Annotated in this window: 25 protein-coding genes and 2 pseudogenes; 16 read left to right on the forward strand and 11 right to left on the reverse strand. The window is 71.9% G+C overall.

All coding sequences use genetic code 11. The annotated features are described in order from the left end of the window. Positions 1-3: 3 nt before the first annotated feature. The 5 genes from sufC to IE136_RS02745 are packed head-to-tail and all read left to right on the forward strand — an operon-like array spanning position 4 to position 3,268. Positions 4-768 carry a Fe-S cluster assembly ATPase SufC gene (gene sufC, locus IE136_RS02725; protein WP_158986163.1) on the forward strand — a complete coding sequence of 255 codons (765 nt, stop codon included), beginning with the start codon at positions 4-6 and terminating at the stop codon, positions 766-768. After that, positions 765-2,033, forward strand: a complete 1,269-nt coding sequence (locus tag IE136_RS02730) for a cysteine desulfurase (RefSeq protein ID WP_158986161.1) — start codon at positions 765-767, stop codon at positions 2,031-2,033. Before sufC ends, IE136_RS02730 begins: the two co-directional genes overlap by 4 nt. Positions 2,034-2,042: 9 nt before the next feature. After that, positions 2,043-2,507, forward strand: coding sequence for a Fe-S cluster assembly sulfur transfer protein SufU (gene sufU, locus IE136_RS02735; protein WP_158986159.1), 465 nt, complete (start codon positions 2,043-2,045; stop codon positions 2,505-2,507). Continuing rightward, on the forward strand, positions 2,504-2,842 hold the full coding sequence (locus IE136_RS02740; RefSeq protein WP_158986157.1) for a metal-sulfur cluster assembly factor: 339 nt from the start codon (positions 2,504-2,506) through the stop codon (positions 2,840-2,842). The genes sufU and IE136_RS02740 overlap by 4 nt, the downstream gene beginning before the upstream one ends. 60 nt (positions 2,843-2,902) lie before the next feature. Then, positions 2,903-3,268 (forward strand): VOC family protein, encoded by a 366-nt coding sequence (locus IE136_RS02745; RefSeq protein WP_158986155.1) that lies wholly within the window; start codon positions 2,903-2,905, stop codon positions 3,266-3,268. On the opposite strand, the gene IE136_RS02750 is transcribed toward IE136_RS02745, so the two are convergent. Beyond that, the gene (locus IE136_RS02750) at positions 3,265-4,350 is read right to left on the reverse strand and encodes a DUF7847 domain-containing protein (RefSeq protein ID WP_158986153.1); all 1,086 of its coding nucleotides are present in this window, start codon (positions 4,348-4,350) and stop codon (positions 3,265-3,267) included. The genes IE136_RS02745 and IE136_RS02750 overlap by 4 nt on opposite strands. A gap of 62 nt (positions 4,351-4,412) precedes the next feature. Here IE136_RS02750 and IE136_RS02755 point away from each other — a divergent pair, with 62 nt between their 5' ends. From IE136_RS02755 to IE136_RS02770, 4 genes are all read left to right on the forward strand, one after another. After that, positions 4,413-4,733, forward strand: coding sequence for a DMT family transporter (locus IE136_RS02755; RefSeq protein WP_158986151.1), 321 nt, complete (start codon positions 4,413-4,415; stop codon positions 4,731-4,733). Then, positions 4,733-5,344 (forward strand): TetR/AcrR family transcriptional regulator, encoded by a 612-nt coding sequence (locus IE136_RS02760; protein ID WP_189599285.1) that lies wholly within the window; start codon positions 4,733-4,735, stop codon positions 5,342-5,344. The genes IE136_RS02755 and IE136_RS02760 overlap by 1 nt, the downstream gene beginning before the upstream one ends. 82 nt (positions 5,345-5,426) lie before the next feature. Further along, entirely contained in the window at positions 5,427-6,410 is a 984-nt protein-coding gene (dapD, locus tag IE136_RS02765; protein ID WP_158986147.1) for a 2,3,4,5-tetrahydropyridine-2,6-dicarboxylate N-succinyltransferase, read from the forward strand. An 86-nt stretch (positions 6,411-6,496) separates the two neighbouring features. After that, positions 6,497-6,718, forward strand: a complete 222-nt coding sequence (locus IE136_RS02770; RefSeq protein WP_158986144.1) for a hypothetical protein — start codon at positions 6,497-6,499, stop codon at positions 6,716-6,718. Here IE136_RS02770 and dapA read toward each other — a convergent pair. Next, complete coding sequence (dapA, locus tag IE136_RS02775) at positions 6,709-7,617, reverse strand: 4-hydroxy-tetrahydrodipicolinate synthase (protein WP_189599286.1); 909 nt, start codon at positions 7,615-7,617, stop codon at positions 6,709-6,711. The two genes, IE136_RS02770 and dapA, sit on opposite strands and share 10 nt — an antisense overlap. 128 nt (positions 7,618-7,745) lie before the next feature. Continuing rightward, positions 7,746-8,192 (reverse strand): GNAT family N-acetyltransferase, encoded by a 447-nt coding sequence (locus tag IE136_RS02780; protein WP_158986140.1) that lies wholly within the window; start codon positions 8,190-8,192, stop codon positions 7,746-7,748. Between the two features lie 62 nt (positions 8,193-8,254). Between IE136_RS02780 and IE136_RS02785 the strand changes: the two genes are divergently transcribed. Further along, entirely contained in the window at positions 8,255-8,428 is a 174-nt protein-coding gene (locus tag IE136_RS02785) for a hypothetical protein (RefSeq protein ID WP_158986138.1), read from the forward strand. A gap of 68 nt (positions 8,429-8,496) precedes the next feature. On the opposite strand, the gene IE136_RS02790 is transcribed toward IE136_RS02785, so the two are convergent. Beyond that, on the reverse strand, positions 8,497-10,344 hold the full coding sequence (locus tag IE136_RS02790) for a DUF8508 domain-containing protein (RefSeq protein WP_189599287.1): 1,848 nt from the start codon (positions 10,342-10,344) through the stop codon (positions 8,497-8,499). Positions 10,345-10,549: 205 nt separating this feature from the next. On the opposite strand from IE136_RS02790, the gene IE136_RS02795 reads away from it, so the two are divergent. Continuing rightward, entirely contained in the window at positions 10,550-12,007 is a 1,458-nt protein-coding gene (locus IE136_RS02795; RefSeq protein ID WP_189599288.1) for a hypothetical protein, read from the forward strand. Between the two features lie 115 nt (positions 12,008-12,122). On the opposite strand, the gene IE136_RS02800 is transcribed toward IE136_RS02795, so the two are convergent. Next, positions 12,123-12,890, reverse strand: a complete 768-nt coding sequence (locus IE136_RS02800; RefSeq protein WP_158986132.1) for an SDR family NAD(P)-dependent oxidoreductase — start codon at positions 12,888-12,890, stop codon at positions 12,123-12,125. A gap of 63 nt (positions 12,891-12,953) precedes the next feature. Between IE136_RS02800 and IE136_RS02805 the strand changes: the two are divergent. Both IE136_RS02805 and IE136_RS35300 read left to right on the forward strand, forming a co-directional pair. Next, a pseudogene (locus IE136_RS02805) lies at positions 12,954-14,364 on the forward strand (alkaline phosphatase PhoX). 25 nt (positions 14,365-14,389) lie between these two features. Further along, positions 14,390-14,515: pseudogene (locus IE136_RS35300) on the forward strand (1-aminocyclopropane-1-carboxylate deaminase); the annotation flags it as partial. Positions 14,516-14,553: 38 nt separating this feature from the next. Here the strand turns inward: IE136_RS35300 and IE136_RS02810 are convergent. Together IE136_RS02810 and IE136_RS02815 are read right to left on the reverse strand one after the other, a co-directional pair. Next, the gene (locus tag IE136_RS02810; RefSeq protein WP_189599289.1) at positions 14,554-15,774 is read right to left on the reverse strand and encodes a TerD family protein; all 1,221 of its coding nucleotides are present in this window, start codon (positions 15,772-15,774) and stop codon (positions 14,554-14,556) included. A gap of 36 nt (positions 15,775-15,810) precedes the next feature. Then, positions 15,811-16,050 (reverse strand): hypothetical protein, encoded by a 240-nt coding sequence (locus IE136_RS02815; protein ID WP_158986130.1) that lies wholly within the window; start codon positions 16,048-16,050, stop codon positions 15,811-15,813. A gap of 85 nt (positions 16,051-16,135) precedes the next feature. Between IE136_RS02815 and IE136_RS02820 the strand changes: the two genes are divergently transcribed. Beyond that, complete coding sequence (locus IE136_RS02820; protein WP_229818600.1) at positions 16,136-17,074, forward strand: AraC family transcriptional regulator; 939 nt, start codon at positions 16,136-16,138, stop codon at positions 17,072-17,074. Positions 17,075-17,262: 188 nt separating this feature from the next. On the opposite strand, the gene IE136_RS02825 is transcribed toward IE136_RS02820, so the two are convergent. Next, positions 17,263-18,072: an NAD-dependent epimerase/dehydratase family protein gene (locus tag IE136_RS02825; RefSeq protein ID WP_158986126.1), complete on the reverse strand. Its 810-nt coding sequence runs from the start codon at positions 18,070-18,072 to the stop codon at positions 17,263-17,265. A 194-nt stretch (positions 18,073-18,266) separates the two neighbouring features. Between IE136_RS02825 and IE136_RS02830 the strand changes: the two genes are divergently transcribed. Both IE136_RS02830 and IE136_RS02835 read left to right on the forward strand, forming a co-directional pair. Further along, on the forward strand, positions 18,267-19,217 hold the full coding sequence (locus IE136_RS02830; RefSeq protein ID WP_373308980.1) for a 5-dehydro-4-deoxyglucarate dehydratase: 951 nt from the start codon (positions 18,267-18,269) through the stop codon (positions 19,215-19,217). Further along, positions 19,214-20,344, forward strand: a complete 1,131-nt coding sequence (locus tag IE136_RS02835; RefSeq protein WP_189599291.1) for a hypothetical protein — start codon at positions 19,214-19,216, stop codon at positions 20,342-20,344. The genes IE136_RS02830 and IE136_RS02835 overlap by 4 nt, the downstream gene beginning before the upstream one ends. A 9-nt stretch (positions 20,345-20,353) precedes the next feature. On the opposite strand, the gene IE136_RS02840 is transcribed toward IE136_RS02835, so the two are convergent. The 3 genes from IE136_RS02840 to IE136_RS02850 all read right to left on the reverse strand — a co-directional run bounded on the left by IE136_RS02840 (position 20,354) and on the right by IE136_RS02850 (position 23,701). Continuing rightward, entirely contained in the window at positions 20,354-21,514 is a 1,161-nt protein-coding gene (locus tag IE136_RS02840; protein WP_189599292.1) for an MFS transporter, read from the reverse strand. A gap of 251 nt (positions 21,515-21,765) precedes the next feature. Next, entirely contained in the window at positions 21,766-22,146 is a 381-nt protein-coding gene (locus IE136_RS02845; RefSeq protein WP_158994133.1) for a hypothetical protein, read from the reverse strand. A 106-nt stretch (positions 22,147-22,252) separates the two neighbouring features. Continuing rightward, the gene (locus tag IE136_RS02850) at positions 22,253-23,701 is read right to left on the reverse strand and encodes a peptidoglycan D,D-transpeptidase FtsI family protein (protein WP_158986122.1); all 1,449 of its coding nucleotides are present in this window, start codon (positions 23,699-23,701) and stop codon (positions 22,253-22,255) included. Positions 23,702-23,742: the final 41 nt, after the last annotated feature.

Raw genomic sequence — 23,742 nt, forward strand, 5'->3', positions numbered from 1 at the left:
CCCATGGCAACGCTTGAAATCCACGACCTGCACGTCTCCGTCGAGGCCGAGAACGGCCCCCGGGAGATCCTCAAGGGTGTCGACCTGACCATCAAGCAGGGCGAGACCCACGCCGTCATGGGCCCCAACGGCTCCGGCAAGTCGACCCTGGCGTACTCGCTCGCCGGTCACCCGAAGTACACGGTCACCGGCGGCACCGTCACCCTCGACGGCGAGGACGTCCTCGAGATGTCGGTCGACGAGCGCGCCCGCGCCGGCGTCTTCCTGGCCATGCAGTACCCGGTCGAGGTCCCCGGCGTCTCGGTCTCCAACTTCCTGCGCACCTCCGCCACCGCCGTCCGCGGCGAGGCCCCCAAGCTGCGTACCTGGGTGAAGGAGGTCCGGGAGGCGATGGAGCAGCTCCAGATGGACCCGGCCTTCGCCGAGCGCAACGTCAACGAGGGCTTCTCCGGCGGTGAGAAGAAGCGCCACGAGATCCTTCAGCTGGAGCTCCTCAAGCCGAAGATCGCGATCCTCGACGAGACCGACTCCGGCCTGGACGTCGACGCCCTGCGCGTCGTCTCCGAGGGCGTCAACCGCGTCCGCGAGAGCGGCGAGGTCGGCACCCTGCTGATCACGCACTACACGCGGATTCTCCGCTACATCAAGCCCGACTTCGTGCACGTCTTCGCGAACGGTCGCATCGCCGAGTCCGGCGGCGCCGAGCTCGCCGACAAGCTGGAGAACGAGGGCTACGAGTCGTACGTGAAGGGTGGCGCATCCGCGTGACATCTGCCCATCAGGGGCTCACCGGCCTCCTCGACACCGAGGCGATCCGCAAGGACTTCCCGCTCCTGGATCGCGTGGTCCACGACGGCAAGAAGATCGTGTACCTGGACTCCGCGGCGACCTCGCAGAAGCCGCGTCAAGTGCTCGACGCGCTCAACACGTACTACGAGCGTCACAACGCCAATGTCCACCGCGGCGTCTACACGGTCGCCGAGGAGGCGACGGCGCTGTACGAGGGCGCCCGTGACAAGGTCGCGGCGTTCATCAACGCGCCGAGCCGCGACGAGGTGATCTTCACCAAGAACGCCTCGGAGTCGCTCAACCTCGTGGCCAACATGCTGGGCTGGGCCGACGAGCCCTACCGCGTGGACCACGAGACCGAGATCGCCATCACGGAGATGGAGCACCACTCCAACATCGTGCCGTGGCAGCTGCTCTCGCAGCGCACCGGCGCGAAGCTGAAGTGGTTCGGGCTCACCGACGACGGCAGGCTCGACCTGTCGAACATCGAAGAGGTCATCACCGAGAAGACCAAGATCGTCTCCTTCACGCTGGTGTCGAACCTGCTCGGTACGGTCAACCCGGTCGAGACGATCATCCGCCGTGCCCAGGAGGTCGGTGCGCTGGTCTGCATCGACGCCTCGCAGGCCGCCCCGCACATGGTGCTCGACGTGCAGGCGCTGCAGGCCGACTTCGTGGCCTTCACCGGCCACAAGATGGTCGGTCCCACCGGCATCGGCGTGCTCTGGGGACGGCAGGAGCTCCTGGAGGACCTGCCTCCGTTCCTCGGCGGCGGCGAGATGATCGAGACCGTGTCGATGCACTCCTCGACCTACGCGCCTGCCCCGCACAAGTTCGAGGCGGGTACGCCCCCGATCGCGCAGGCCGTCGGCCTCGGCGCGGCCGTGGACTACCTCTCGGCGATCGGCATGGAGAACATCGCGCGCCACGAGCACGCGATCACCGAGTACGCCGTCCGTCGCCTCCAGGAGGTTCCGGACCTGCGGATCATCGGCCCCACCACGGCCGAGGACCGCGGCGCGGCGATCTCCTTCGTCCTCGGCGACATCCACCCGCACGACGTGGGCCAGGTCCTCGACGAGCAGGGCATCGCGGTCCGCGTCGGCCACCACTGCGCGCGGCCCGTCTGCCTGCGGTACGGAATTCCCGCGACCACGCGAGCGTCGTTCTATCTGTACTCCACGCCGGCCGAGGTCGACGCCCTGGTCGAGGGGCTGGAGCACGTACGGAACTTCTTCGGCTAGGGGATTCTCGTGAAGCTGGATTCGATGTACCAGGACGTCATCCTGGACCACTACAAGCACCCGCACGGGCGCGGTCTCAGGGACGGCGACGCCGAGGTGCACCACGTCAACCCGACGTGTGGCGACGAGATCACGCTCCGCGTGAAGTACGACGGCTCGCGCATCGAGGACGTGTCGTACGAAGGTCAGGGCTGCTCAATCAGCCAGGCTTCGGCCTCGGTCCTGAACGAGCTGCTCGTCGGCAAGGAGCTGGCCGAGGCGCAGAAGATCCAGGGCACCTTCCTGGAGCTGATGCAGTCCAAGGGCCAGATCGAGCCGGACGACGCGATGGAGGAGGTCCTGGAGGACGCGGTCGCGTTCGCGGGCGTCTCCAAGTACCCGGCCCGGGTCAAGTGCGCGCTGCTCAGCTGGATGGCGTGGAAGGACGCGACCGCCCAGGCTCTGGGCGACGGTGCGGAGAGGAAGTCGGCATGACCGAGAACGCTGGGGCCACGATGAAGCCGGCCTCCGAGGAAGAGATCCGCGAGGCGCTGTACGACGTCGTCGACCCCGAGCTGGGCATCGACGTGGTCAACCTCGGCCTGATCTACGGCATCCACATCGACGACACCAACGTCGTCACGCTGGACATGACCCTGACGTCGGCGGCGTGTCCGCTGACCGATGTGATCGAGGACCAGGCGAAGGCCGCCACCGACGGCATCGCCAGCGAGCTGAAGATCAACTGGGTATGGATGCCGCCGTGGGGCCCGGACAAGATCACGGACGACGGCCGCGAGCAGCTGCGCGCGCTCGGCTTCAACGTCTGAGGTCCGACCCGGTCCGCCGGAATACCACGAACGGCCATGCCCGCCAGGCAGACTGGGGGCATGGCCGTTCGCATGTATCACCTCGCCGTCGACGCCCACGACCTGCCGGCGCAGGCCCGTTTCTGGGCCCAGGTGCTCGACTGGAAGATCCTCTTCGAGGCCGAGGACGAGATCGTCATCGGCGCCGACGAGCATGCCTGGCCCGGGATGTGTTTCCTGCCGGTGCCGGAGTCGAAGACCGTCAAGAACCGGCTTCACATCGACCTGTCGCCCGACGACCGGGACGCGGAGGTCGAGCGGATCGTCGGCCTCGGGGCGAAGCGGGTCGACGTCGGGCAGAGCGAGGACGCGACCTGGGTCGTCCTCGCCGACCCCGAGGGCAACGAGTTCTGCGTGCTGCGTCCGAAGCGGTCCCTCACGGATTAGACGGGGACGCCTCGCCCGCCGTCCGGGGGCGCCGCCTGGGCCGCCGCCTCGGCGAGGACCGGCGCGAGGTTCTCCTTCCGGATGCGCTGGTCGACGTAGACCAGGCCGGTCACCAGCGGGGGGAAGGCCGAGCAGACGGCCTGCGCCACCATCGAGCCGATGACGGCGACAACCAGGACCGGTGCGAGGGAGATCAGGACCTCGCCGGCGGAGTCCGCGGTCTCGGCGCCTTCGAACGAGGCCGGGAGGGAGAGCAGGGCGCTGAACACCTGCTGGATCGCCCAGTTCGCCATCGCGGCCATGGCGCCCGCGGCCAGCAGCGCACCGAAGATCCGCCACCACGAGCCGCGGACCAGCTGGGACGAGCGGCGCATTGCCGCCGTCGCGGGCTGCCCCTCGAAGACCGCCGCCGCCGGGGCCAGGCTGAACTTCACCCAGAGCCAGATGGCGAGCGGGACGGTCGGCAGGGTGGCCAGCATGGCGCCGCCGAACGCCAGGAACGGCAGGGCCAGCGGGCCCGTCCCCCCGGCGAAGCTCACCAGCAGGCCGACGAACGCCGCCACGAACACGATGAGCGGGACCGGCACGGTCACCAGCACCGTCAGGAAGACCGTGCCGAGCACCGGCGGCATCCGCGACCAGGCGCGGCGCCAGACCGCGCCGAAGGTCGTACGGCGCCCGAGGACCGCCTCCTGGAGAACCGCCGGGCACGCCCCGTACACCACGGCGCTCGCGACGAGCGTTCCGAACATGGCGATCAGCCAGACGCAGCCGAAGGCGATCAGCAGCGGCCGGCCGTCGTCCCAGGTGGGGTTCCGCCCGTCCCCCAGGTCGAAGACGCCGGGCAGGTGGTCGGCGACGACCGCGTACGCGACGCCGACTGCCGCCGCGACCAGCAGCAGAGCCGCGCCGTAGGCGGCCAGCGCCACACCCAGCAGCGGCTTCCAGTAGCGGCCGATCGTGGCGAAGGCGCCGGTGAGCATGTCGCTCAGACTCAGCGGAGCGAGGGGTATCACGCCGGGCTTCGGCGGGGGTGGTGGGGGAGCGTAACCATAGCCGTACGGCCCGGAGGGATGTGTCATGCGCACACCGTAGCGGGCCGCGTTGCGTACGACCGTACACAACGTTGTGTACGCTTGTACGCATGGGTTACGGAATGCTTGCGGGCGCCATCGCCGCCGAGATCGTCGCGACGACGTCCATGAAGTACAGCGAGGGCTTCACCAGGCTCTGGCCCTCCCTCGTCACCACCGCGGGTTACCTGATCGCCTTCGCCCTGCTCGCCCAGGCGTTGAAGACCCTTCAGGTCGGCACCGCCTACGCCATCTGGTCGGGCGTCGGCACCGCCGCCGTCGCCGCCATCGGCGTCCTCTTCATGAACGAGACCCTCAGCGTCGCGAAGGTCGCCGGAGTTCTTCTGATCATCGGTGGCGTCCTCGTCCTCCACCTGGGCGGAGCGCACTGATGGCGCGGCCCGGTCAGCGCCCCCGCCGCCACGACCCCGAACGGCGGCAGCGGATCGTCGACGCGGCGCTGCGGGTGGTCGGCGCACGGGGCATCGCCGGACTCAGCCACCGGACCGTCGCCGCCGAGGCCGACGTGCCGCTCGGCTCCACCACGTACCACTTCTCCTCGCTCGACGAACTCCTCGTCGCCGCGCTCCGGCAGGCGAACGAGGGATTCGCGCGGGCGCTGCGCGAGAGCGACGCGCTGACCGGTCTCACGGCGCCCGGGGCCGGTTCCACAGCGGCCGCGTCGGATCTCGCCGCGGCACTGGCCCGTCTCATGGGGGAGTGGATCGGCGGCGAGCGGACCGGCCTGGAACTGGAGTACGAGCTCTACCTGGCCGCCCTGCGGCGCCCCGCCCTGCGGCCGGTCGCCGCGGAGTGGACCGACGCCGTGGCCAAGGCCCTGTCCCGGCGGACGGATCCGGTCACCGCCCGGGCCCTCGTCGCCCTGATGGACGGCATCTGCCTCCAGGTTCTGCTCACCGGCGGCACGTACGACGAGGAGTACGCGCGCACGATGATGACCCGGCTGCTCGCTCCGACGGAACCGCCGAACCTCGCCCCCTGACGTCGTCGGATTCGCCGGACACCTCGACCGACACCTGAGACCGGTTGGCCCGCGCGGGGGCCCGACCGTTAGGTTTTCCGTCATGACCACTGCTCCTCGCACCACCGGCGCCGTCGCCGCCGGCCTCGCCACCATCGCCGGCGACGGCACCGTTCTCGACACCTGGTTCCCCGCCCCCGAGCTGACCGACACGCCCGGTCCGGCCGGCACGGAGCGGCTCAGCCCCGACGCCGCCGTCGACGCCCTCGGAGAGGGCGCCGCCCAGGCCCTCGGCGTGGACGCCCGCCGTGGCGTCGAGGTGGTCGCCGTCCGTACGGTCATCTCCTCCCTCGACGACAAGCCGCTCGACGCCCACGACACGTACCTGCGCCTGCACCTGCTCAGCCACCGGCTGGTCAAGCCGCACGGCCAGAGCCTCGACGGCATCTTCGGGCTGCTCGCCAACGTCGCCTGGACCTCGCTCGGCCCGGTGGCCGTCGACGACCTCGACAAGGTGCGCCTCAACGCGCGCGCCGACGGCCTGCACCTCCAGGTGACGTCGATCGACAAGTTCCCGCGGATGACGGACTACGTCGCCCCCGCCGGGGTCCGGATCGCCGACGCCGACCGCGTCCGGCTCGGCGCGCACCTCGCCGCCGGTACGACCGTCATGCACGAGGGTTTCGTCAACTTCAACGCCGGCACCCTGGGCACCTCGATGGTCGAGGGCCGGATCTCCGCAGGTGTCGTCGTCGGTGACGGCTCGGACATCGGTGGCGGCGCCTCCACCATGGGCACGCTCTCCGGCGGCGGCAACGTGATCATCTCCATCGGCGAGCGCTGCCTGATCGGCGCCGAGGCCGGCGTCGGCATCGCCCTGGGCGACGAGTGCGTCGTCGAGGCCGGTCTGTACGTCACCGCCGGTACGCGCGTCACGATGCCGGACGGCGAGATCGTCAAGGCTCGCGACCTCTCCGGCGGCTCCAACATCCTGTTCCGCCGCAACTCGGTCACCGGCGCCGTCGAGGCCCGCCCGAACAACGCGGTGTGGGGCGGGCTCAACGAGATCCTCCACAGCCACAACTGAGCGTGACCGCATCGGGTGACTCTGCGTTAACGAGTCGACGCGAGGCACCCGATGCGTCGTACGAGCGGAAAAGGCGAGGAGCCGACATGAGGACGAGGCCCATCGTTGTCGGAGTGCTGAGCGCGGCGGCCGTCATGCTGTCCGCCGGTGCGGCGGCGGCGGACGAGACGCACACGCGCACGTACAACGGCCCGGCCGTCTCGAACGGCCCGAACCTCACGCTCCACACCGGTCAGATCGACGACCCCCTGGAGGACGTCCTCGAACACGCGGCGGTCCTCGGCAGCGCCACCTACGTCTACGACTGAGCAGGATCCCCGTACGCCACGAGATCCTCGGCCGCCACCAGATCCTCGTACGCCGATCGCAGCCCGTCGACCGCCTCCCGGTCGGCGGGCTGCAACGGTTCGCGCACGAAGTCGCCGAGGAGCGCCTTGGCCGTCACCGTGCCGGGCAGGCCGGAGGCCGTCATCAGCTCGGAGAGCGGCAGCGTGAGCGCGTTGAGCCGGGCGGCGCCGGCCGTGTCGCCCGCGTCGAAGGCGTCGAGGACCGCCCGTAGCTGACGGGGCACCACGTTCGCCACCGTGCTGACGTAACCGGCGCCGCCGACCGCGTACAGCGGAAGGTTCAGCTCCTCGCAGCCGGAGTAGTAGGCGAGCGAGGTGCGGGCGATCACCTTCGCGCTGCCGAGCAGGTCGTAGGCGCAGTCCTTGACCGCGACGATCCGGGGGTGCGCCGCGAGCCGCAGCATCGTCTCCGGCTCGACGCGGGTGCCGGTGCGCCCTGGGATGTCGTACAGCATCACCGGCAGTCCGGTGGCGTCCGCCACGCGTAGGAAATGCGCCTCGACGGCGGCCTGGGGAGGGCGGCTGTAGTACGGAGTGACGACGAGGAGCCCGTCGGCGCCCGCCGCCTCGGCCTGGCGGGCCAGCTCGACGGTGTGCCGGGTGTCGGGGGTGCCGACACCCGCGACGACCGCCGGGCCGGGTCCGACGGCCTCGCACACCGCCCTGATCAGGGCCGCCTTCTCGTCGTCCGAGGTGGTCGGGGACTCGCCGGTCGTTCCGTTCAGGACGAGGCCGTCACAGCCCTCGGCGACCAGGTGGGCGGCGTGCTCGCGGACGACGTCGAGATCCAGCTCCCCGGTGGCGGTGAAGGGGGTGATCATCGCGCAGAGTGCCCGGCCGAAAGGTCGTTCAGTGCTCATCGAGGCAGTCTGCGCGGCCAGGACGCTGAAGGTCCACTTAGTTCTGCTTCGGGTGATCGATCAGCATCTCTGAAGGGTCGCAGGGTCGGCCTGGATGATCCCGGGCAACAGACGGGCGCTGGGGCGGGTCAGAACCGCAGTTTGAAACCGTCGTGGCTGCGGGCGAAGCCCAGGGAGGCGTAGAAGCGGTGGGCCTCCGTCCGCCGCTTGTCGCTGGTCAACTGCACGAGCCCGCAGCCGCGTTCGCGCGCCCGCTCCACCGCCCGCCGCATCAGCTCCCGGCCGAGCCCGCCCCCACGCCGGTCCGCCCGGACCCGCACCGCCTCGATCAGGGCACGCTCGGCGCCGCCCTTGCCCAGGCCGGGGATGTAGGTGAGTTGCAGACACCCGAGGACCGTGCCGCCCTCCTCCACGAGCACCATCAGCTCGTTGCGCGGATCCCCCTCGATCTCCGCGAACGCCCGCTCGTACGCCTCGGTGACGACGACGGAAGCGGGGGCCACGACCCTCTCCTCGTCCGCCAGCAGGGCAAGAACGGCGGGCAGTTCACCCCGAGTGGCCGTACGAAAGATCATGCCCGGCAGTCTTCCACGGGTGCATCGACCTGTTGTCGATGCCGGGTGCCGCCGGAGCCGGGGTGACGCCCCTGGCCCGGGACGAGGTCCAGGCCATCGGGACCCGGCACGGCGTCGTGCTGCCCTTCGGCCCGGACTTCGGCTACGCGGGGGAGGCGAGCCGGGCTTCGCGCGGTGGGCGGCCCGCCGGAGGGCTGCCTGCCCCCTCCGGCGGACCGGGCCACCGGCCGCCGTGACTAGGCCGGGTCCGTGAAGTCCCGCCTGGCCCGCGGGCAGACGGCGCTACTCTCCGGACGCGATCTAGCTAGGGGCGGAAGCGGAGGACCTGGGGGTCGTGGTCGCTGTCCTGGTCGGCGAACTCCGCGTTGATGTGGACGCTGTCGTACTCGAAGTGGTGCACGCCCGGGCTCGTCAGGATCTGGTCGAGAACCTGGCTGTTGCCCTGGTAGACGTACGAGTAGCGCTCGCTGCGCGGCAGCGACTTCACGGCCGGGTAGAGCGCGCCGCCGTCCGTCAGCGCCTTCGTGGTCTCGGAGAACTCGAAGTCGTTGATGTCGCCGAGGACCAGCACGTCGGCCTGCTTCTCGATGGCGAGGACATCCTTGACGAAGGCGTTGACGGCCTGCGCCTGGAGGAGGCGCTTCGCCTCGGAGGAACGGTTCGGCGGCTGGTGGTGCGAGGTCAGACCCTCGTCACCGCCCTTCGAGCCGAAGTGGTTGGCGATGACGAAGACCGTCCGGCCGCGGAAGGTGAACTCGCCGGCCAGCGGCTTGCGGCTGTTCTCCCACGCCGTGTTCGCCGGGTCGATCCGGCCGGGCGAGGCCGTCAGCGCCGCGCCGCCCCGCTCGCCGCGCACCACGTCCGTCGCCGCCGTCGCGTCGCCCGCCGACCGGTCGGTGAAGGAGACCCGCTCCGGGTTGAAGAGGAAGACCTGACGGATGTTGCCGCCGGGCTCGCCGCCGTCCTTGTTGTTCACCGGGTCGACCGAGCGCCACTCGTAGGCCGGGCCGCCCGCGGCCACGATCGCGTCCGTGAACTTCTTCAGCGTCTGGTCGGCCGCGACCGTGCCGTCGTTCTTGGCGCCGTTGTTGTCCTGGATCTCCTCCAGGGCGACGATGTCGGGCGAGGCCAGGTTGTCCACCACGGCCGCGGCCAGCGCGTCGAACTTCTCCTGCGGGTCGGACGGATCGAGGTTCTCGACGTTGTACGTCGCGACCGCCAGCTCGTTCTTGTGCTGCTTCTCGGTGGTCTCGCGCTCCAGGCCGCGGTCCACGACCGTACCCAGGGTGCGCGCGGTCAGCGTGTAGCCGCCGAACTGGTTGAAGTCCAGCGGGCCCTCGGTCGTACCGGCGAGCACGTCGCCGACGTTCGCCTTGGGGAAGGGCTGCTGCGCGAGCGGCGTGAGCGACTGGATCTGCAGCCGCCCGGTGTTCTGCGCGCTGTACGAGCCGTAGACCGTGCCGCCCCGGCGGTTGGCGTTCTCCCACGGCTTCACCGTCACCCACAGCTCCGCGTGCGGGTCGGTGGCGCCCACGACCCGCGAGGTGCCGACGCGGACGTTGGCGCCCTCCAGGGACTCGTAGTAGTCCAGGGCGTACGTCTCCGGGTCCAGCGTGAGGCCGTTGATCGAGCCGCCGGCGGCCGGGTCGCCCTCAGGGGCGTACGCGTCCGGGACGGAGAAGGCGGAGATCGTCACCGGTGCCGGGACCGGGTTGCCGGAGGAGACCACGGTCACGGTCGGCCGGGAGATCTGAGTGAGCGACTGGTTGCCCGAGTTCAGGCCGCCGGGGACGTACTCGCCGACGGTGCCGTTCACGCTCACCGCGTCGCCGACGGCGACGGTCGGGACGGAGCTGGTGAAGACGAAGAGGCCCTCGCTGGTGGCCGGGTTGTCGTCGGCCTGCGGGTCCTGGATCCAGAAACCGCGCGAGCCGTACGTCCGTACACCGGTCACGACGCCCGTGACACCGGTGACCTGCTTGCCGACCAGCGGCGAGACGCGCGTGGTGCCCTGGATGTCGTGGACGCGGACGCCGGCGGCGGCGTCGGCGGAGGTGTCCGCCGAGGCGGCGGATCCGGCGAGGAGCCCGGCGGCGAGGGCGGCGGACACGACGGCGGCGACGGCCGCTGATCTCGGTATGGAGGAAGGCATCAAGGGGCTCCGCAGGTGCTTGGAGGATCGGTCGATGGATCTACGCGCGTCAATCTCTTGGTTGAGCGGGTGCCTTGTCAAGGGTCGGCGGGTGGTCGACGGGTGTACGAAGGCTGACGGCTCCGTGAACCGGCGGACGGCGCCGGAAATGCGTCTACGCTGAAGGCCGTTCGTCCCCCAGCGCTCTTCGAGGAGAAGACCCCAGATGGCACCGGATCGCCCCACTCTGCCCCCCGTTCAGCTGCACTCGGACGCGGAGCTGGCGCGCGACGCCCTGGCCACCCCCCTGCTGGCCCGTGCCGCCCGGCTCGCCCGCTGGGCCGGCCCCGAGACCCGGGTCGGTTCGGGCGGTGAACTCGTCGACAAACAACTCCCCTCGGCGGCCGAGGTGTTGGGTCTCGCGGCGGACGAGGAGGGCGAGGCGTACGCGAGCGAGGCGTGGCGGGTCGCGGTGGACACCGGCCTGGTGGAAGTCGAGGACGGCGACGAGGAAGCCCCCGGTGCGGTGACCGCCGGCGAGAACCTCACCCTCCTCACCGGCGGCGCGCCGCGCGACGTCCTCGGGATCTGGCTCGACGGCCTCGACGTGGTGCTCGCCGACGCGACGGCCCCCGTGCTCGACGATCTGGCGGAGGTCATCGGCGAGGACGGCGAGATCGACTTCGAGCGGCTCGACTGGAACCCGGAGGAGGAGGCGGAGTTCCTGGAGGGCGTGCTCGGGAACCTGTATCTGCTGACGGTCAGCGAAGGCGGTACGGGCGAGGGCCCGGTGCCCCTGCCGGCGCTCGCGGCGTCGATGATCGTGCCGGACGACATGGGCGAGCCGACCGACGAGGTACTGGAGCAGGTCTCCGAGGCGATGATGCGGCTGGACGACCAGTTCAGGCTGCTCGAACCGATCGGGCTCGTCGAGTACCAGCCGGTCGACGAGGCGCTGATGGTGGAGGCGGAGGCGGGCGAGGAGGGCCCGGAGCCGGCCCCGCCGATCGACGAGGAGGACGTGACCCGGTACGGCATGGTCAGGCTGACGCCGCTCGGGCTCTACGGCGTACGGGCCAGGATGCTGGAGGCGGGCGTGGACGCGCCGGCCGTCGGCGAACTGGCGGACAAGGGCGCGGACGCCCTGCTCGACGGACTCTCCGTGTACCCCGAGAGCGCGGCGCGCGCCGAGACCGCGGGGTGGCTGGCCGGGCGGGGCGCGGTGGAGGCGGCGCGGGAGCTGCTCGCCGCCGCCCGGGGCGCCGACGCCGGCTCGCCGCTGCGCCGGCTCCACTGCCAGCAGGCCCTGGCCCTGGTGGGGCCCGAGGCGGAGCCGGCCGTACGGGAGGTCCTGGACGACGCGGAGCTGGGCGGGCTCGCCCGGGTCTGGCTGGCGGAGCGGGGCGCGGCGGACATTCCGGCGCCGCCGGAGTCGATGATCTTCTGGCTGGCGATCGACACGATCGCGGCGCAGCTGGACGCGGAGGGTGACCTGGAGGAACTCCAGGACCTGGTGGAGGGCCTCACGGGCCAGCACAGCGGCTTCTTCGACACGGCCTGGCGCGTCGACCACCCGGCGACGGCCGAGGTCCTGGAGGCGATGGGCCGCCTCCACCGCGACAAGCACGCGGCGAAGGACGCCCGCAAGGCGGCCTTCAAGGCGCGCTCACGCGTCGGGGGTTGACGCGGGCCGGGGCGTCGCGGGTGAGGACCCGGACTCCCCGCCCCGCCGCTCCCCCGAAAGGCTGCCCGGACCCGGGGCCCCGCCCCGGGGCCGCCGCGGGCTCTCGGGTCCGGGGTCAGGTGCGGAGGTGGGACGCGCCGTTGAGGTCGAGGACGGCGCCGGAGGACCATTCGGCTTCCGGGGAGGCGAGCCAGAGGACGGCCGCGGCGATCTCCTCCGGCGCGGCCACGCGGTGAAAGGGGCTCTGGGCGCGGATCGCTTCGCCCTCCGGGCCCGTGAGGCGAGGAGCCACGCGTTCGGTCGCGAAGAAGCCGGGGGCCACCGAGGCGACGGCGATGCCGTGCGGGGCCAGCGAGACCGCCAGGGACTGGCCCAGCGCGTGGACGGCGGCCTTCGTCGCCCCGTACGCCGGGTGGTCCGGCTCGCCCCGGAACGCCCCGCGCGAGCCGATGTTCACGATCCTGCCGCCCCCGCCCTGGTCGATCATCCGCCGGGCCGCCAGGTGGCTCAGGTTCGCCGTGGCGAGCAGGTTCACCGCGACGTGCCGCTCCCAGACGGCGACCCACTCGTCGTACGGCGTCTCGGGCAGCGGATGGCGGACGTTGACGGCCGCGTTGTTCACCAGCACGTCGATCCCGCCGAGCGCCTCGGCCGCGGCCCCGGCCACCGCCGCCGCGCCCGCCGGATCGGACAGGTCCCCGCCGACCAGCGCGTGGCCGGTGCCTTCGAGGGAGTCGAGGGTCTCGCGGGCCTCGTCGGCGCGCGAGCCGTAGTGGACGGCGACCCGGTCGCCGTTGGCGGCGAACGCCTGGGCAACCGCGCGGCCGAGGCCCCGGGAAGCACCGCTGACGAGGACCCGACGGCCGGAGGGGGGCAGGTTCATGGGAATTCGCCTCTCTGTTCAACTCCCGTTTATACGTGGCCGGAACCGCGTGCCCGACACCGGGTGACCCCAGGGGAGACCGATCGCCATGCCTCTCAACGCAGAGAATTCGCCAAGCAGTCCGCCGCCACCGGCGCGGGCCTCGCCCTCACCGGCGCTGTCGGAGCGCTCGCCACCGCGCCCGAGGCGCTGGCCGCCGAGGACCGGGAGGGGCACGGGCACCGGCTCGGGTACGGGCCGCTCGTGCAGGACCCCGCCGGCATCCTCGCCCTCCCCGCCGGGTTCTCGTACCGCGTCATCACCCACAGCGGCGTCACCACCCTGGAGTCCGGTGAGTTCACCCCCTCCCATCACGACGGCACCGCCACCTTCGCGGGCCCGCGCGGCGTCACGTACCTCGTCAACAACCACGAGCTCAAGGGCCCGCGCTCCAAGTGGAAGTATCCTGTCCCGCTCACCGAGGGGCTCGTCTACGACCCCGCCGCCTCCGGCGGCTGCACGGTCGTGGAGATACAGCGCGACGGCCGCGTCGCCGAGTGGGTCGGCATCGCCGGCACCTCCACCAACTGCGCCGGCGGGCGCACCTCCTGAGGCACGTGGCTCACCTGCGAGGAGAACTCCGACCTCGCCGGCGAGAACGGCATGACCAAGGACCACGGCTACGTCTTCGAGGTCGCCCCGCACGACCGCCGCGCCTATCTCGACCCCCGGCCGATCAAGGCCTTCGGCCGCTATGACCACGAAGCCGTCGTCATCGACCCCCGGCGCGGCCACGCCTACCTCACCGAGGACGCGGCCGAGCCCAACGGCCTCTTCTTCCGCTGGGTCCCGCCGGAGGGCTTCACGCACGGCCGTGGCAGGCTCCGCACCCTCGCCGACGACGCGGGCGTGCGCCAGGCCCCCAGGTGCTTCGACTCGGCGGGCCGGTTCGTCGACGGCCTCTCCCGCGCCGCGATCGGCCCCGTCTACGGCGTGGACTGGGTGGACGTCCCCGACCGCGACGGGCGCACGGCCGAGGTCCGCGAGCAGTTCGGGCCCGGCGAGGTCATCCGCGCCCGCAAGCTGGAGAGCATGTGGTGGGGTGACGGAGGGGCCTACGTCGTCTCCTCGTACGCCCGCGAGGAGAGCCCCGGGGCCCCGCACGACGGTCAGGTCTGGTTCTACGACCCCGAGCGCCGCACCCTCACCCTCCAGGTCCTCCTCGGCGTGGCCTCCGGTTACGACGGCCCGGACAGCATCACCGTCTCCCCCCACGGCGGCCTCGTCGTCGCCGAGGACGGCGAAGGCTTCCAGCACCTCTTCGGCGCGACCGAGCGCGGCCGGACGTACCCGATCGCCCGCAACGAGCTGAACGACAGCGAGTTCACCGGCGTCGTCTTCTCGCCCGACGGCGACACGCTTTTCGCGTGCATCCAGTCCCCGGGGATCATGGTCGCCGTCACCGGCCCCCTGGCGACGCCGGCCCCGGCGCTGAGCGACCGGCCCCGGCCTCCGGTCACTGGTCGGGAAAGTCGACGGCGGGTCTGGTCGACCTGGTGGCGCGGGGCGAGAACGGCCGCGACGCGACCGTCCTCCACGTCCACCTCGGCGGCCGGCCCGCCCTCAACGCGTACAGCGCGCTGTTCCAGCGGTCGGTTTTCCGGGCAGGCTCACGGCCGGCCGTTCAGAGCGCCTGGGCGGCCGGCTTGACCATGCCCCGGACGGTCCGCGACTTCACGAACTCGCCCATCGCCGTCATCTCCCACTCGCCCGAGAACTGCTTGATGAGCTTGGCCATCATCACGCCCGTCTGCGGCTCGGCCGTGGTCAGGTCGAAGCGGACCAGCTCCTCGCCGGTCGCCGCGTCCATCAGGCGGCAGTAGGCCTTGGCGACCTCGGTGAACTTCTGGCCGGAGAAGGAGTTGACCGTGAAGACGAGGCCGGTGGCGTCGGCGGGGAGACGGCCGAGGTCCACGACGATGACCTCGTCGTCACCCGCGCCCTCGCCCGTCAGATTGTCCCCGGAGTGCTTGATCGATCCGTTCAGGATGGACAGCTTGCCGAAGTAGCAGCTGTCCAGGTGGTTGCGTTGCGGGCCGTAGGCGATGACGGAGGCGTCGAGGTCGATGTCCTTGCCGCGGTACGCGGGCTCCCACCCGAGGCCCATCTTGACCTGGGAGAGCAGCGGGCGGCCGCCCTTGACCAGGGACACTGTCTGGTTCTTCTGGAGGCTGACCCGGCCCTTGTCCAGGTTGATCTTGCCCGTCGAGACGGGGGCTGCGGGCGCCGCCGGGGGAGCGGCCGGCGGGGGAGGCGTCGGGGCGGCGATCCGCGGGTCCGCTGCGGGAGCCGGCGGCGCCGCCGGCGTGACGGGCGCCGCGGCCGGGGCCGCCGCCGCGGGCTCCTCGTCCACCGAGACGCCGAAGTCGGTGGCGATCCCGGCGAGCCCGTTCGCGTATCCCTGGCCCACCGCACGGGCCTTCCAGGCACCGCCCCGGAGATAGATCTCCACGATCACCAGCGCCGTCTCCGTGCCGAGCCGCGGCGGCGTGAAGGTCGCGAGGACGGTGCCGTCGTCGGCGTTCCGGATCGTCGCCGTGGGCTCGATGCCCTGGAACGACTGGCCGGCCGCGTCGGGGCTCGCTGTGACGACGATCTTCTCGATGCCGGGCGGCACCGCGGCCGTGTCCACCACGATCGCGTCCGGAGTCGTGCCGCCGCCCGAGCGGTACGTCACGCCGGGGCCGGCGGGCTGGTTGTAGAAGATGAAGTCGTCGTCCGAGCGCACCTTGCCGTCGGCGTTGAGCAGCAGGCCCGAGACGTCGAGCCGCACCGGGGCGGCGACGTCCACCGCCACGCGCGCGGCGGAGAGAGGGATGTTCGAGCCGGGGGTCATAGCGGTCATGCCAGGGGTAACGAGCGAGACCGCTTTGCCGTTCCCTTACCTTCCTCCCCTTCGGCCACCCTGGTGACGGGGGTGGTTCTTCCCGGCACGCTCGTTGCCGAACCTGTACGCGCCGGTCCAGCGCGCCATGACCAGCTGGGCGTCCCCCGCAACCACCTCCGCCAGGAACTTCTCCGCGCGGGGACCGCGCAGGGTGCCGGCGGCGCGTCCCTGGTGGGTGAGGACGACCGTGCCGTTCGCGCGCTGCTCGTAGACGAATCCATGGGGCCGTGGCATGACGGGCATCCTGCCGGTCCCGGCCGGCTCCGTCATGCGAATATTCTTTCGCCTCGTGGGTGGGAGCTCTTTTCGGACGCGGGACGTGGACGAGGCGCGGCAGGAGATCGACGCGCGGTACTACGCCAATTTCATGGACGTCATCGAGCGGCGGGAACGGACCTTCGCCGCCCGGTTCGACACCGTCGAGCTCGGACCGCTGGTCATCGGGGACCTGGCCTGCGGGGCCGATGTCCGGATGCGCTTCGGCGAGCTGGGCGCGTTCCACGTCAACGCCCCGCTCACCGGGACCATGGAACTGCGCCAGGGCGGTCGCGCGCCGGTGGTCGCGACGGCGACGGACGCGGTGGTGCTCGACCCGTCGGGCGACACCGTCCTGGACCGGTGGAGCGGGGACTGCAGGGCCGTCTCCGTCAAGATCGGCGCGACCGCGCTGGCCGACCGGCTCGAACGCCTCCTCGGCCGCCCGCTCCGCGGCCCGCTCGCCTTCGAGCCGCGCCTGGACGTCGCGCGCGGCCCCGGGCTGAGCTGGGTGCGCTTCGCCCGACAGGTGGCGCACGAGGCGCTCGCCGGGGACAGCCTGGCCCAGCACCCGCTGGTGGCCGCGCCGCTGCAGGAAGCCCTGCTCAACGGGTTGCTCCTGGCTGCCGAGCACCCCTGGCGGGACGAGCTCGCCCACCCGTCGGAGCCGCTGCGCCCCGCACCCGTGAAGCGGGCGATGGACGCGGTCCTCGCCTGCCCCGAGCACCCCTTCACCACCACCGAACTCGCCGGCCTGGCCCGGGTCGGCGTGCGCCGGCTCCAGGAGTCGTTCCGGGAGTACGTGGGTATGTCGCCGATGGCGTACCTACGGGAGGTCCGGCTCGACCGGGTCCACCAGGAGCTCCGGGGCGCGGGGCCGGGTGAGCTGAGCGTGAGCGAGGTGGCCGGGCGCTGGGGCTTCACGCACCTGGGACGGTTCGCGGCGCAGTACCGGACCCGGTTCGGCGAGACGCCCTCGCAGACCCTCCGTTCGGGAGGCTGATCACCCCGCCGGGCCCCGCCCGTCGTGATCGTCGCGCTTTTCGGACAGCCGGTGCGCCGAGCGGATCGCGGCGCGCCGCCGGACGTTCTAGCGTTCCCCCCGTCCGCGTGTGCCAACGCATGCCGTGACCCGGGCTCCGGCCGGCGCCCCCGCATCAGTCCGGCCGGGCCCGTGTATCCGTCGGGCCGTCAGTGGGGCCAGCGCGGCGGGTCGGTGCAGAAGTGGCCGCCCAGGTGCGCGGCCGCCGGGTCGTCGTCCGACAGGGGCCCTTGCTCGGCGACGAGTCGCTCCGCGTACGGCTCCGAGTCGTCCTGGGGTTCGTAGCCGAGGGCACGCGCCGAGGAGAGGTCCCACCAGAGCCGGGTGTTGGCGGAGGAGCCGTACACCACCGTGTGTCCCACGTGCTCGGCGGTGAGGGCCGCGTGGAAGAGGCGGGCGCAGTCCGCCGGGCTCAGCCACATCGACAGCATCCGGACCGAGGTCGGCTCGGGGAAGCAGGACCCGACCCGTACGGACACGGTCTCCATCCCGTGCATGTCCCAGTAGAACTGGGCCAGATCCTCGCCGAAGCACTTGGACAGGCCGTAGAAGGTGTCGGGCCGGTGCGGGGTGCCGACGGGGATCAGCGGGTCGTCCCCGCGCGGGCGCGGGGTGAAGCCGACGGCGTGGTTGCTGGAGGCGAAGACGATCCGTCGCACCCCCTCCTCGCGCGCGGCCTCGTAGAGGTGGTGCAGGCCGGTGATGTTGGCGGCCAGGATCTTTTCGAAGGTGGACTCCAGGGAGATCCCGGCGAGATGGATGATGGAGTCGACGCCCCGGACGGCCTCCCGCAGCGCCTTCCGGTCGGCGAGGTCGGCCACGATCGCGTCGGGCGCGCCGTCGACGGGGGCCAGGTCGAGCAGCCGCAGCTCGTATCCGTACGCGGGCAGCAGCTCACGCATCAGCGTGCCGACGCCGCCGGCGGCGCCGGTGAGCAGGACGGTGCGGGGTGTGGGCATGTACGTCAGTCTCCGTCCGTGGATCACATTCACAACCATGGACACGGTAGGGAGCGGCCTCATGGACCGTCAAGGCCGTGCGGGGAAGCGGGTTTGCGCCTTGACCGGCGCTTCGGCACTGCTCTAGCGTGAAGTTGTTCAAGAATATGGACAACAGTCAGAACTGTGCACGACGGACTTCTCAGGGAGCGCCCGTGACCTCAGCCCCGCCCGCCGCCCCGCTCGTCGAGCGGCTCGACGGCCCGCTGTTCTTCCCCGTCACCGCCTTCGGACCGGACGGCGCCGTCGACCTCGACACCTTCCGCGCGCACGTACGGGACGGCATCGAGGCGGGGGCCGCCGCCGTCTTCGCCTGCTGCGGCACCGGCGAGTTCCACGCCATCACCCCCGAGGAGTTCCGCGTCTGCGTCGCCGCCGCCGTCGAGGAGGCCGCCGGCCGCGTCCCCGTCCTGGCCGGCGCCGGCTACGGAACGGCGCTCGCGATCCGCTACGCCCGGCTCGCCGAGGAGGCCGGCGCCGACGCCCTCCTCGCCATGCCCCCGTACCTCGTCGTCGCCGACCAGGCGGGGCTGCTGCGCCACTACACCGAACTGGCCGCCGCCACCTCGCTCGACGTCGTCGTCTACCAGCGCGACAACGCGATCCTCACCCCCGAGACCGCCGTCGCCCTCGCCCGGGCCGAGGGGATCATCGGACTCAAGGACGGCCTCGGCGACCTCGACCTGATGCAGCGGATCGTCAGCGCCGTCCGCGCCGAGGGCCTCGACCTGCTCTACTTCAACGGCCTGCCCACCGCCGAACTCACCGGACCCGCCTACCGGGGCATCGGCGTCACCCTCTACTCCTCCGCCGTCTTCTGCTTCGCCCCCGACATCGCCCTCGCCTTCCACCGGGCCCTCACCTCCGGCGACGACGCGACCGTGAACCGGCTCATCGACGGCTTCTACCGGCCCCTCGTGGAACTGCGGGCGAAGGGACGCGGCTACGCGGTGTCCCTCGTCAAGGCGGCGGTACGGATGGGGGGTCTGGACGTCGGCGAGGTCCGGCCGCCGCTGAGCGAGCCCGCGCCCGAGCACCTGAAGGAGCTCGCCGTGATCATCGAGCGCGGCCGGGCCCTGCTCGCGACCGGGGAGGCGGACGCGTGAGGGCCGGAACCTTCGTCTACCCCTGGGACGTCGTCGGTGACCCCGCCGCGCCGGCCCTGCTCGCGGACCTCGGCGTCCGGCAGGTCACGCTCGCCTCCGCCTACCACTCCACGCGCGCCCTCACGCCCCGGCACCCGCGGCACCGGATCGTCACCGCCGAGTACGCCGCCGTCCTCTACCCGCCGGACCCCGCCCGCTGGTCCGGACACGACCTGCGGCCGTACCCGGCGGGGGAGTGGGCGCCGGGCGACGCGTACGGCGCGGCCGCCCACGCCCTCGCCGACACGGGCCTTGAGGTCCACAGCTGGGTCGTCCTCGCCCACAACTCCCGCCTGGGTGCGGAGCGTCCGGAGACCTCGGTCGTCAACGCCTACGGCGACCGCTACCCCTGGGCGCCGTGCATCGCGCAGCCGGAGGTCCGCGCCTACCTCGTCCGCCTCGCGGCCGAGGCGGCGGTACGGCCCGGAGCGGCCGGCACGGAGCTGGAGTCCTGCGGCTGGTACGGCCTCGCGCATCTCCACGCCCACGACAAGACGGCGGGCGTGGTGCTCGGCGACGCCGAGCAGTACCTGATGTCCCTCTGCTTCTGCCCCTCCTGCGTGCGGGGGTACGGAGAGGAGGGCGTCGACCCCGACGGGCTGGCGGCGGCCGTGCGGGACGCACTGGAACCGGTCTGGGCCGGGGGCCCCGCGGGCAGCCTCGGCGCCTTCGAGGGCCCGGCTCTGGCCTGGCGCCTCCGGTGCTCCCGCGCCCTCCAGGAGGCCGCCGTGGGCGCGGTCCGGGCGGCCGCCCCACCCGGCTTCCGCGTCCTGCTCCACGCCGATCCGCTCCCGTACCGCTGCGGCGCCAACGTGGGCACCGACCCGGCGCACGTCCTCGCCGTCGCGGACGGCGTGGTCACCCCGGCCTCCTCGGTGGCCCCCTTCGCGGGGCGGGCTCGCCCCTCCTCCGTCGTCGCGGCCAACTTCCCGGTGGTGACGGGCATGGGAGGCTCCCCCCGTCTCCTCGCCGACGACGCCAAGCGCGCGGCGGACGCCGGAGCGACCGAACTGCGCCTCTACCACGCGGGCCTGGCCTCGAACGCGGACCTCACGGCGGTACGGGAGGCCCTGCGGGCGCTCGGCTGACGCGGGGCCTCACGCGCGGTGGCGGGCAGCCGTCACTCCCGCCACCGCCAGGCCCGCCACGCCCAGGAGCGGGAGCAGCACCCGTACGTCCAGGAAGGCGACCAGACCGGCGCCCACCGCCAGGGCGACCGCGTTCGGGACGAAGAGCAGCGTGTGCGCGGTCGCCGCCGCGCGGCCCACCGCGTCCGCCGGAGCCTCCCGCTGAACGGCCGTCATCGCGGCGAGGAGGACGGAGGGCAGCCCCAGGCCGATCACCGCGCTCGCGGCCAGGGCCACCCCGTCGTGCGGGACCGCCCGCAGCCCCGCCGCCGTGGCGAAAAGGGCCAGCCCGGCGGCGGACACCAGCCGCTCCGGCACCCTGCGCAGCAGGGGCCCCGCCGCAAGCCCCGCGACCACCGAACCCGCGCCCTGGACGGCGTACAGCACGCCCGCGTACGCGGGGGAGCGGCCGAGGCCGCTGTCCACCACCGCGTAGACCGCCGCTCCGTTGAGGCCGGCGAGCAGCATCGTGAACGCCCCCGTCCCCACCAGCGGACGCAGCACCGGGGAGGACCGGATCGTCCGCAGTCCCTCCGCCGTGTCACGGAGCCAGTGCGCCGACTCCCGCCGCGCCGGCCTCTCCTCCCGCACCCGCATCAGCGCGAACAGGCCGGCGGCCGCGGCGAAGGTCGCCGCGTCGAGCAGGGCGACCAGACCGCCGCCGTACCGGGCGAGGAGTCCCGCCGCGGCGAGCGGGGCGATCAGCTTCATGCCCTCGTTCGCCGTCGTCCGCAGCCCGTTGAAGTCCCCGAGCCGCCGCTTGTCGAGGACGCCCGCGGCCAGCGCGGCCTCCGCCGCGTCGTGGACCGCCCCCTGCGCCCCGTACAGCACGAGCACGGCGAACAGCAGCCACACCCGGTCCGCGGAATCCACCCACAGCAGCGTCGGCAGCAGGGCCGCCATCGCCGCGTTCGACCACACCATCAGCGGCCTGCGCCGCACGCGGTCGGCGACCGTGCCGAGCAGCGGGCCGAGGAGCACCGGCGCCCACAGCGCGAAGACGGTCAGCGCCGCCAGACTGTCCGAGCCGGTCAGTGACTTGACCCAGATCCCCGAAGCCAGCCACATCGCCGTGGAGCCGAAGCCGGACACCAGCACCCCGGAGAGATAAAGCCCTGCCGTCCCCTTCATGCCCGCAGCCTGACCTCTGAGGTGGCCCGTGCGGATCGGGCAGATGACCTAGGGGTGCCTTGTGATCAGGCCGGATCGGTGAGCGGCGTCTGCTGGTTTCGTCGGCTCCTTCAGTCTCTTCGGCGCCTTCGAACAGATCGAAGTCGTCACCCTCGTGCTGCTCGTCTCACCCTGCTGCTCAGCGACTTCTTCGACACGATGGGCACGGTGGTCGGCGTCTCCAGCAGCTGCCCGGCGTCGAGTAGGCCCGTCTACGGGCGGGGCGACCGCTTCTCGTACCGGAGGGCCGCCCCCGTGGCCAGCGCGCCGAGGCCCTCCCAGATGCCCACGCCGAGGAACCCGGCCGGTGCGCGGCCGGTGACGACGGCGATGGTGAAGACGGCGCAGGTGAGGAGACGGAAGGGAACCGTCCAGCGGAAGAAGGGCTTCCAGTCGGCGAGGGAGGCCAGGACGTAGTAGACGCCCATATTCAGCGCGGCCATGGAGGAGGCGGTCAGAAAGACCAGGGTGTGGTCTCCCTCCGCGCGGCTCGCCTTCGGTATGGGGTCGAAGCCCATGACCGTGAGCATGGCGTCCGGGGAGACCAGCCCCACCACCCCCAATCCCGCGGCGAGCAGCCCGAAGACGGCCATGGTCCAGCCGGACAGGGAACGGGGCAGGCGCACGGCGGTCCTCCGCGGGATCGAAACTGTGCTCGGATCTTGAGGGACCTTGCATACCGTGTCGCGGGCCCCGCCGTCACCTCAGCGCCGCCTTCATCATCTTCTGCGCCACCGGGGCCGCCAGCCCGTTGCCGCTGACCTCCGAGCGCGCCGCGCCCGAGTCCTCGATCAGGACGGCGACGGCGACCTCCTTGCCCGTCTCGGCGTCCTTGGCGTAGGACGTGAACCAGGCGTACGGCGTCTTGCTGTTGTTCTCGCCGTGCTGTGCGGTACCGGTCTTGCCGCCCACCTCCGCGCCGGAGACCGCCGCGTTCGTGCCCGTGCCCTTCTCGACCACCGTCACCATCGCGCTGCGCAGCTGCTCCGCCGTCCCGGAGGAGACGATCCGCCGGGTGTCCCCGTCCTCGAAGGAGTCGAGGGTGTCACCGTCGGAGTCGACGACCCGCGAAACCATGTGCGGCGACGCCATGAGCCCGTCGTTGGCGATCGCGGCGGACACCATGGCCATCTGCAGCGGGGTGGCGGTCACATCGAACTGCCCGATACCGGTCAGTGCCGTCTGCGCCTTGTCCATGCCGGACGGATAGACGCTCGGGTAGGCGCGTACGGGCACGTCCTGCTCGGCGTCGTCGAAGCCGAACTTGTCCGCCATCGCCTTCACCTTGTCCTGCCCGAGATCGACGGCCATCTTGGCGAAGACGTTGTTGCAGGAGTACTGGAGCGCGGTGCGGATGGTCGCGTTCTCGCAGGGCGCGGAGGCGTTCTCGTTCTTCAGCACGGTCCGGGTGTTCGGCAGCGTGTACGGGTTCGGGCTCTCGGTCGCCGTGTCCACGGAGCCGTAGAGCTTTTCCTCCAGCGCGGCCGCGGCGACGACCAGCTTGAAGGTGGAACCCGGCGGCAGGGGCTGTCGCAGCGCGCGGTTGACCAGCGGCTTGTCGTCGTCCGTGGTCAGCTCCCGCCAGCTCGCCCCGTCCGTCATCCCGGCGATCTTCGAGGGGTCGTAGGAGGGCGTGGAGATCATGCCCAGGATCCGCCCCGTCTTCGGGTCGATGGCGACGGCGGCGCCCTTCTTCTTCCCGAGCGCCTGGTAGCCGGCCCTCTGCACGGCGGGGTCGATCGTCGTGAGCACGTCCCCGGGCTCCTGCTGCTTGCCGGTGAGGGCTTCCAGCGGGTTCTTCAGCCGGTCGTCGGTGCCGTCCAGGACGTCGGCGTAGATGCCCTCCAGCTGCGTGGCGCCGTACGCCTGCGAGCTGTAGCCGGTGACGGCCGCGTAGAGCTCGCCGTCGGTGTAGTCGCGCTTGTACGCGAGGTCGCCGCCCTCCGTCTTCTTCGAACCGGTGACCGGCGAGCCGGCCACGATGATGTTCCCGAGCGGCTGCGCGTACTGCGCCATGACCTTCCGCCGGTTGTTCTTGTCGTCTGCGAGGGCCTTGCCTTCGTACGCCTGCACCCAGGTCGCCCGGCCCAGCAGGGCGAGCACCAGGAGCAGCGCGAAGACCGAGGCGCGCCTGATCGTCTTATTCATCCCATGTGCGGGACGAACGGCAGGGCGCCGGATGTTCCGGG

Source organism: Streptomyces lateritius (assembly GCF_014649715.1).
Classification (GTDB): Bacteria; Actinomycetota; Actinomycetes; order Streptomycetales; family Streptomycetaceae; genus Streptomyces; species Streptomyces lateritius.

Bases quoted from the DNA above. Each gene is read 5' to 3' on its own strand.
- sufC (WP_158986163.1), top strand. From the start codon at position 4: ATGGCAACGCTTGAAATCCACGACCTGCACGTCTCCGTCGAGGCCGAG.
- IE136_RS02740 (WP_158986157.1), top strand. From the start codon at position 2,504: ATGACCGAGAACGCTGGGGCCACGATGAAGCCGGCCTCCGAGGAAGAG.
- IE136_RS02745 (WP_158986155.1), top strand. From the start codon at position 2,903: ATGGCCGTTCGCATGTATCACCTCGCCGTCGACGCCCACGACCTGCCG.
- IE136_RS02750 (WP_158986153.1), bottom strand. From the start codon at position 4,350: ATGACACATCCCTCCGGGCCGTACGGCTATGGTTACGCTCCCCCACCA.
- IE136_RS02755 (WP_158986151.1), top strand. From the start codon at position 4,413: ATGGGTTACGGAATGCTTGCGGGCGCCATCGCCGCCGAGATCGTCGCG.
- IE136_RS02760 (WP_189599285.1), top strand. From the start codon at position 4,733: ATGGCGCGGCCCGGTCAGCGCCCCCGCCGCCACGACCCCGAACGGCGG.
- dapD (WP_158986147.1), top strand. From the start codon at position 5,427: ATGACCACTGCTCCTCGCACCACCGGCGCCGTCGCCGCCGGCCTCGCC.
- IE136_RS02770 (WP_158986144.1), top strand. From the start codon at position 6,497: ATGAGGACGAGGCCCATCGTTGTCGGAGTGCTGAGCGCGGCGGCCGTC.
- dapA (WP_189599286.1), bottom strand. From the start codon at position 7,617: ATGAGCACTGAACGACCTTTCGGCCGGGCACTCTGCGCGATGATCACC.
- IE136_RS02780 (WP_158986140.1), bottom strand. From the start codon at position 8,192: ATGATCTTTCGTACGGCCACTCGGGGTGAACTGCCCGCCGTTCTTGCC.
- IE136_RS02790 (WP_189599287.1), bottom strand. From the start codon at position 10,344: ATGCCTTCCTCCATACCGAGATCAGCGGCCGTCGCCGCCGTCGTGTCC.
- IE136_RS02795 (WP_189599288.1), top strand. From the start codon at position 10,550: ATGGCACCGGATCGCCCCACTCTGCCCCCCGTTCAGCTGCACTCGGAC.
- IE136_RS02800 (WP_158986132.1), bottom strand. From the start codon at position 12,890: ATGAACCTGCCCCCCTCCGGCCGTCGGGTCCTCGTCAGCGGTGCTTCC.
- IE136_RS02810 (WP_189599289.1), bottom strand. From the start codon at position 15,774: ATGACCGCTATGACCCCCGGCTCGAACATCCCTCTCTCCGCCGCGCGC.
- IE136_RS02815 (WP_158986130.1), bottom strand. From the start codon at position 16,050: ATGCCACGGCCCCATGGATTCGTCTACGAGCAGCGCGCGAACGGCACG.
- IE136_RS02825 (WP_158986126.1), bottom strand. From the start codon at position 18,072: ATGCCCACACCCCGCACCGTCCTGCTCACCGGCGCCGCCGGCGGCGTC.
- IE136_RS02840 (WP_189599292.1), bottom strand. From the start codon at position 21,514: ATGAAGGGGACGGCAGGGCTTTATCTCTCCGGGGTGCTGGTGTCCGGC.
- IE136_RS02845 (WP_158994133.1), bottom strand. From the start codon at position 22,146: ATGGCCGTCTTCGGGCTGCTCGCCGCGGGATTGGGGGTGGTGGGGCTG.
- IE136_RS02850 (WP_158986122.1), bottom strand. From the start codon at position 23,701: ATGAATAAGACGATCAGGCGCGCCTCGGTCTTCGCGCTGCTCCTGGTG.